Annotated in this window: 8 protein-coding genes and 2 pseudogenes; 6 read left to right on the forward strand and 4 right to left on the reverse strand. The window is 61.2% G+C overall.

The genetic code is table 11. From position 1 onward, the window contains the following. The 6 genes and pseudogenes from RMO57_RS04940 to RMO57_RS04965 all read left to right on the forward strand — a co-directional run. Positions 1 to 277 (forward strand): annotated as a pseudogene (locus RMO57_RS04940) (3',5'-cyclic-nucleotide phosphodiesterase); the annotation flags it as partial. A 45-nt stretch (positions 278 to 322) separates the two neighbouring features. Beyond that, a pseudogene (locus RMO57_RS04945) lies at positions 323 to 620 on the forward strand (type II toxin-antitoxin system RelE/ParE family toxin). Positions 621 to 626: 6 nt separating this feature from the next. Beyond that, positions 627 to 929: an addiction module antidote protein gene (locus RMO57_RS04950; RefSeq protein ID WP_310384781.1), complete on the forward strand. Its 303-nt coding sequence runs from the start codon at positions 627 to 629 to the stop codon at positions 927 to 929. Positions 930 to 1,271: 342 nt separating this feature from the next. Continuing rightward, a complete protein-coding gene (locus RMO57_RS04955; RefSeq protein WP_310384783.1) occupies positions 1,272 to 1,712 on the forward strand; it encodes a pilin in 441 nt (146 codons plus the stop codon). Between the two features lie 586 nt (positions 1,713 to 2,298). Next, entirely contained in the window at positions 2,299 to 2,508 is a 210-nt protein-coding gene (locus tag RMO57_RS04960) for a type II toxin-antitoxin system VapB family antitoxin (protein WP_310384785.1), read from the forward strand. Positions 2,509 to 2,523: 15 nt separating this feature from the next. Further along, positions 2,524 to 2,901, forward strand: coding sequence for a VapC toxin family PIN domain ribonuclease (locus RMO57_RS04965; protein ID WP_310384786.1), 378 nt, complete (start codon positions 2,524 to 2,526; stop codon positions 2,899 to 2,901). A gap of 134 nt (positions 2,902 to 3,035) precedes the next feature. Here RMO57_RS04965 and RMO57_RS04970 read toward each other — a convergent pair whose 3' ends face one another. From RMO57_RS04970 to RMO57_RS04985, 4 genes are read right to left on the reverse strand one after another with little or no spacing between them, the layout of a single operon-like run. Then, on the reverse strand, positions 3,036 to 3,926 hold the full coding sequence (locus tag RMO57_RS04970) for an alpha/beta fold hydrolase (RefSeq protein WP_310384788.1): 891 nt from the start codon (positions 3,924 to 3,926) through the stop codon (positions 3,036 to 3,038). A gap of 3 nt (positions 3,927 to 3,929) precedes the next feature. Next, positions 3,930 to 4,763, reverse strand: coding sequence for an alpha/beta hydrolase (locus tag RMO57_RS04975; RefSeq protein ID WP_310384789.1), 834 nt, complete (start codon positions 4,761 to 4,763; stop codon positions 3,930 to 3,932). 39 nt (positions 4,764 to 4,802) lie between these two features. Next, complete coding sequence (locus RMO57_RS04980; protein ID WP_310384791.1) at positions 4,803 to 5,102, reverse strand: WS/DGAT domain-containing protein; 300 nt, start codon at positions 5,100 to 5,102, stop codon at positions 4,803 to 4,805. Next, positions 4,990 to 6,339 carry a wax ester/triacylglycerol synthase domain-containing protein gene (locus tag RMO57_RS04985; protein WP_310384794.1) on the reverse strand — a complete coding sequence of 450 codons (1,350 nt, stop codon included), beginning with the start codon at positions 6,337 to 6,339 and terminating at the stop codon, positions 4,990 to 4,992. The genes RMO57_RS04980 and RMO57_RS04985 overlap by 113 nt, the downstream gene beginning before the upstream one ends. Positions 6,340 to 6,445: the final 106 nt, after the last annotated feature.

The following is a 6,445-nucleotide window of genomic DNA, read 5'->3' on the forward strand; positions in this document are numbered from 1 at the left end:
CAACCCACTGCTGTGGCAGCGGCTGGCCGGCATGAAGCTGGCACATCTGGTGATAGAAACCGCGTTCGGTGATGACGAACAGCGGCTGGCCCAGGTCAGCCGTCATTTATGCCCGGTCACGCTCAGCCATGAGTTGGCCCAACTAGGCGGCTGCGTCAATGTGCACATCACCCATATCAAACCGGGCGAAGGCGAGGCGGTGATGGGCGCCGTGTCCGCGCTGGCCACGCCGCACCGCATCCGCGCATTGCGGGCGGGGGATGAGATGGTGTTTTAGGGCGGCGGATTGACATGCCTGTATTCCATCGAATACAGTGATACCGTGTTCACGATCAAACGTACCGACGATTTCAACGATTGGATGCTGAGTCATCAAAGATGGACTGACACATCGGCGCTTGTTGATGCGCCTACGTAAGGCAAGCCTCGGCAATCTGGGTGATGTGAAGCCAGTTGGCGGCGGCGTGTTTGAGATGCGTGAGTTCTTCGGCCCCGGCTGGCGCATGTATTACGTGCAGCGCGGTTCGATCTTGATTGTGATGCTGGGCGGTGGGGATAAATCCAGTCAGCAGGCCGACATTGCCGCAGCGCAGGCTTTGGCCGCAAGCCTCAAGGAGTAACTCAATATGAACAAACCCATCAAAATCGGCGACTTGCCGGACTTCGATTTCACCGAGCATTTGGACAGCGAACAAGCGATTGCCGAATACCTGAGCTTGGTGCTGGAGGACGGAGATCCGGCGCTATTGGCGGCCGCCTTGGGTGACATTGCCAAAGCGCGCGGCATGACGCAGGTCGCCAAAGATGCCGGTATCGGGCGCGAGAGTCTCTACAAGGCATTGCGGCCGGGTGCACAGCCACGCTTTGACACCGTCCAGCGCGTGTGCAAGGCTTTGGGGCTGAAGGTGACAGTGCAGGTCGCGGGCTAAGGGCGGCACTTTCCTCGCGCTCTTTGCGAGTTCAAAATCCCTTCGCAACCGGGCGATTCCAATTGACAAAGCGCCTTCGCCGGCGTTTTGTTGTTTTCGGCGGGGAGAACGGCTAGGTCGTGTTTTTGGGCGAGCCGGCGCTGACAAAAATGGTCACATTGGCAACCCGCCGACCGGATTGCGCCCATCGAAGTGACAATTCTTGGCAGTGTCGGCGTGGCGTGGTCGAACAAGCGTGAACAAACGCACAGAAACCCGGGTAAAAAAACCTGGCACGACCCCTGCATTCAGGGGGGTGCCTCTACCCCGTTTTCAACACCCCCTTTTTCCAGGAGTCTCATCATGAACATGAAGCGCGTCCAACAAGGTTTCACCCTGATCGAACTGATGATCGTCGTGGCGATTATTGGTATTTTGGCGGCGGTGGCGATTCCGCAATACCGCGATTACACATCGAAGTCCAAGGCGGCATCGGGGCTCGCCAGTATGAATTCATACAAATCGTCCGTGTCCATTTGCGCTCAAGAAACAGGTACTCTGACCGGTTGTAATTTGAAAACGAATGGCATTCCAGACACCATGGAGACCAAGCTCATAAGTGCTGTCGCAGTTGCTGACGGTGTGATTACCGCCACTGTTCCGAAAGATGCAATGGGCAACAGTGCGGCAGGTACTGTGGTGCTAACGCCAACCCCCGGCGATGCAACTATCGCTTGGGCGATCACCTCAACTAATATGCCCACAGCTGTTGAAGATGCATTGAAGAAGAACAACGCCCCGTAATTTCAACTAGCCTGGTAGGTTGGAGTGAGGCAACGAACTCCAACACCTCCACCGAGCCCAACACATCCCCCAAGAAAAGCGCCTTCACCGGCGCTTTTTCTATTGGGCGACGCAAACAAACCATAGGCATTGGCTGGAATCATCTGCTCAGACGCCCAACTGCGCGCCGGCCCTGCGCTGGGCTTAGGCATGCGCTGCTACGACGCCCGCTTCCATCCCCTTCATCCCCTCCATCCAGGCTCAACTTTCTCGCTGAAGGAAGGGCACAACAAGGCAATGCTGCCCGCCGTAGCCCTAATTTTGGCCAGGTCAGGTTTGATCGCTGCGCGGCGACTTGAAGGGACCGAGGAGAAAAACTTCTTGGCCAGGATGAAGGGGATGAATGGGATAAAACAAGCCCGATAAATAAAATGGGGTCGTCGTAAAAAAAGGGGTCAGGTTCATTTATGGAAGTAAAAAATGGGGTCAGGTTCATTTGTTTTGTCAGCACTGAATCGCTAGCTTGGTGTTTACTTCGTCATTGATTGCATAGATGCTGAATTTGATGCAATATCGCATCTGTTGACAACGAAAAAAGTGATTCACCATGAGAACGACCGTAACGCTTGACGACGAACTGTTCAGCCGAGCTCTGGAGTTGGCCGACCCTGGCATGGACAAGGCTGACTTGTTTCGTGAAGCGATCAAGACCTTTGTCCGTGTCCAAGCGGCTAAACGGCTGGCCGCTTTAGGAGGGGCATCGCCCAGCATGCCGGACGTGCCGCGCCGCCGGCCCGTAGCCGCTGATCCTCGTTAAGTTGGTTTCGATACCATGGTGCTTGCCGACACCTCGGTTTGGATCGCTCACTTCCGCCGACCCAGTCTTGTCTTGCAGTCATTGGCGCAGACGGATCAATTGCTTTGCCACCCCTTGATCGTGCTGGAATTGGCCTGTGGCACACCTCCCGCGCCGCGAGAAAGAACGCTGGGTGATCTCAAGCTTTTGCAGACCTGCGCGTTGGCGTCGACGGACGAAATCTTCACGCTGATCGAGGCCCAAGGGCTTTACGACAGCGGCTGCGGCGCCATTGATCTGGCCCTGCTGGCCGCGACCTTGCTGACGCCAAACGCGCTGCTATGGACGCTGGACAAGAGCCTTGACGCACTGGCCTTACGCCTGAACGTGCGCTTTAACCCGGCCCTGCATTGACTCACACAGGAAAGCAGGGTCACACAGGAAAGCAGGGTCAGGTTCATTATTTCGACACGCAAGCTACCGATTTAATGCAATTAAATGAACCTGACCCCATTAAAAGGACTGACCCCATTAAAAGGAATTCCCCCTCATTTGCCGCCAAGCTCGGCCACGCGCTTGATCCCGGCCGCAAATCTCGGCCAGAGCTGCTCCGGCAAGTCATGCCCCATGCCTTTGATGATGTCCAACTGAGCACCCGGAATCCGCCGCGCCAGATCATGCGCGGCAGCGACCGGGATCAGCGGGTCCTTGTCGCCGTGCAGAATCAAGGTCGGCGCTTTGATGCGGCCGAGTTGGCCGGCGCGGCGGGTGTCGGCCGCCACCGCCGCGAGCTGGCGCAGCACACCGTCCGGGCGATTGCTGCGCCGCAGTGAGGCCATGATGCGCTGGCGCAGCTCGGCCTCGGGCGCTGGGTAGGCGGGGCTGCCGATCAGGCGGAACAGTTTGTAGGTGCGTTCCGCCACGGCGGCAAAGTCGTGCGGGTCGGCAGGCCGCTTGAGCAGTGCCCCGCGCACCCGCATCGACGGGCCGGGCAGCATGCGGCTGCCGCTGTTGGTCATCATCAAGGTCAGGCTCTTGACCCGCTCGGGCGCCAGCAGCGCCAATTGCTGAGCGATCATGCCGCCCATCGAGGCGCCGCAGACATGGGCTCGACGCAGGCCCAAGGCATCCAGCACACCCAAGGCGTCGCGCGCCATATCGGCCACGCTGTAAGGGCTGCGCACGGCCAAGTGCAAGAGGTGTTGAACCGAGGCGATGGCGATATTGGGCACGCCCAGTTGGTCGAGATGCTGGCTCAGGCCGGCGTCGCGGTTGTCAAAGCGGATGACCCGGAAGCCTTGTGCCAACAGTTGCCGCACCAAGCCGTCCGGCCAAGCCACCAATTGCATGCCCAAGCCCATGATCATCAACAAGGGCTCGGCGTCGACGGGGCCCTGGTCGTCGACTTCGAGATGTAGGCCATTGACGGAAATCTGCATGGCTCAACTGGGCATGCGGTAAAACCACCGCTTGGCGCCTTGCGGGTCAAAGGCGGCCCAATGCTGCGGGTCTTGCGTCAGCCGGTCGGCCAGCGCAAACAGCGCCAAGGGGTTCAGCCCCAGGCCCAGATGGCTGGCATGGACCTCGATGTTTTCGCTGTGGCCAAACGCTGGGTCGGGCTCGATGACGCTGCAGCGCCAAGACACGATGCCGTCGCTGCGTGAGTAGATGGAGGTGGTCGGCACCGGCGGCGTCTGGCGGATCTGGTCAAGCATCAGCGGGTCGCCGACATGGCGCCCATTCATCAGCTCGAAAAAACGCCAGGCATTGGTGGCCCTGGGGTGGCCGGTGAAGGGCGTGCCCAATGTCACCACGCAACGGGTGTGGTCGGGCAGCTCCTTGGCCAGCTCGCGGGCGTAGATGCCGCCCAAGCTCCAGCCAACCAGGCTGACCGGCCGGGCATGGCGCTTGAACAGGGCTTTGACGTCGGCACTGCATTGCTCCAGCACGCCTTGGCGCGGGCCGAAGTTGAAGCCCTGGTGCCAGGGGTGAGTCTCGTAGCCCAGGCCGTCGAGAAAACGCCGCAGCGGCTGGGTCGTCACATCATTGGCGCCCAGGCCCGGGAACACGATCACCGGGTGGCCGTCGCCGCGCGGCAGCCGGCGCAGCCACGGCGTGGCCGCCAGCAGCGCCGCATATTCCCAGGGCGCGCGGCCCTCCAGCAGCATCAAAAAAGCATTCGGCGCGGGGAAATCCGGTACGGCGGAATCTTCGCTGGGCGTGGCCGCCTTGGGCGCGGTCGTCTTCTTTGGGGCGGGGCGGGAGGTGGATCGCATGCAGCTGCTGTGAAAAATAGGGAGATTGCTCGGCCGATGTTAGCGCTTGGGCGCCGCGCGCTTTCTAGCGGGCTTGGGTTTGGGTTTTGGCTGGGCCGCCGGCTCAATGTCGTCGGCAACCGGCAGCGCCAAAAACTCCATGAAGGCGGTCTCGATATAGGCCGCCAACTCAGCGGTCTCGGGCATCGCTTGGCCGCAAGCCATCAGGCCAAAGTCCAGGCTCTTGTCATAGGTCTGCACGGTGATGTTCAAGGCCATGCCGTGCACCACGATAGAGGTCGGGTAATTGGTCAACATGCGCGCGCCGGCCAGATACAGCGGCAGCGTTGGCCCCGGCACATTGGAGATCACCAAATTGGCCAGCACGGGCAGCTTGTCGGCCGCACGCAGGCGCCCGTACAGCAGCGCGCCCGCCTGCATCAGCCAAGGCACGCCGATCGAGGGGGTAGTCGCTGGGCATCAAGTCCTTGAGTTGCACCAGCTCGCTCTTCATCGCGGCCGAGGCCGCCAGCACATGGGCCAGCCGCTTGGTCGGGTCGGCCAGATGGGTGCCCAGGCTGACCAAGCTCATCGTCGCCTGCGTGTTGGCCGTGCTGTCGCCACGGGCCCGCATTGAAACTGGCACCGCCGCCACCAATGACTTAGCGGGCAGTGGCCCATGCTTGGCAAACAAGCGCCGCAAGGCGCCGCCGCAAATGAACAAGACCGCGTCATTGAGGCTGGCACCGTGCAGGCGGCGGGTTCGGTTCAGCGCCACCAAGGACAGGCTGACGCTTGAAAAACTGCGCTCGGCCGACAAGCTGGTGTTCAGCCGCGTGCGCGGCGCCAGGCCCAGATTGCGCACCCGCTCGGGCTTGACTTGCGGCTTGGGCGTGTCCGGGTCGAGCCAGTCATGCAGGCTGCTGCCGGCCGCGTCCAGCGCGGAGCGCGCCGCCATCATGCTGAGCGTGCCGGCCGCAGCAGGCAGGGCCCTGGCCAACTTGACCGTCTGCTGCCATTGATGGGCAATCGCGCCGCGCAACATACCGGCCGCACCGAGTTGCACTTGGCGCGCGCGCGTTGCCGGCAGTTTGTGTTCGGCCGATTGCGGCCTCAGATCCAGAATCACCGCAGCCAGCGCCACAGCGGCCTGCCCATCCACCGCCGCATGGTGCAGCTGCGAATAAAGCCCGACTTGCCGCTGCCCCTCAGGCCCGGCTTCCAAGCCCAAAAAGACATGGAACTTCCACAGCGGCAGCCGGCGATCCAGCAGCTGCGGATGCAGCAAACTGACTTGGCCCTCCAGCGCCGCCATGCCGCTGCCGGGCGGCATCTCGTAGCCGACGATGTGCACATCCAGGTCGGGTTCGGCGTCGACCCAGGTCGGGTTGGCCAGGTTGAGCGGCACGCTCTCCAAGCGCCGCCGCAAGACCGGCGCCAGCGGCATACGGCTGGCGATATGGGCGCGCAGGTCAAGCAGATAGTCGCCGTCGTAATCGGCCGCCAGCTCCAACACATGCAGGGCGCCCACATGCATGGGCATCTCGGCGGTTTCCAGGTGCAGAAAAGCGGCGTCAAGGCCGGCGAGCTGTTTCATGGGAGGCTGTCCTTGCGTGCTATGGAGTGGTGAAGCGCATCGACCGTCGTGTCGAAAGCATACCTGTGTCCTGGGCGGGTCAATCTTTACGATTCCCAAGGATTGA

The sequence above is a fragment of the Roseateles sp. genome (assembly GCF_031397715.1).
Lineage (GTDB): Bacteria > Pseudomonadota > Gammaproteobacteria > Burkholderiales > Burkholderiaceae_C > Paucibacter_A.

Coding starts and splice junctions, on each gene's coding strand:
- RMO57_RS04950 (WP_310384781.1), top strand. CDS start 627: ATGAACAAACCCATCAAAATCGGCGACTTGCCGGACTTCGATTTCACC.
- RMO57_RS04955 (WP_310384783.1), top strand. CDS start 1,272: ATGAACATGAAGCGCGTCCAACAAGGTTTCACCCTGATCGAACTGATG.
- RMO57_RS04960 (WP_310384785.1), top strand. CDS start 2,299: ATGAGAACGACCGTAACGCTTGACGACGAACTGTTCAGCCGAGCTCTG.
- RMO57_RS04965 (WP_310384786.1), top strand. CDS start 2,524: ATGGTGCTTGCCGACACCTCGGTTTGGATCGCTCACTTCCGCCGACCC.
- RMO57_RS04970 (WP_310384788.1), bottom strand. CDS start 3,926: ATGCAGATTTCCGTCAATGGCCTACATCTCGAAGTCGACGACCAGGGC.
- RMO57_RS04975 (WP_310384789.1), bottom strand. CDS start 4,763: ATGCGATCCACCTCCCGCCCCGCCCCAAAGAAGACGACCGCGCCCAAG.
- RMO57_RS04985 (WP_310384794.1), bottom strand. CDS start 6,339: ATGAAACAGCTCGCCGGCCTTGACGCCGCTTTTCTGCACCTGGAAACC.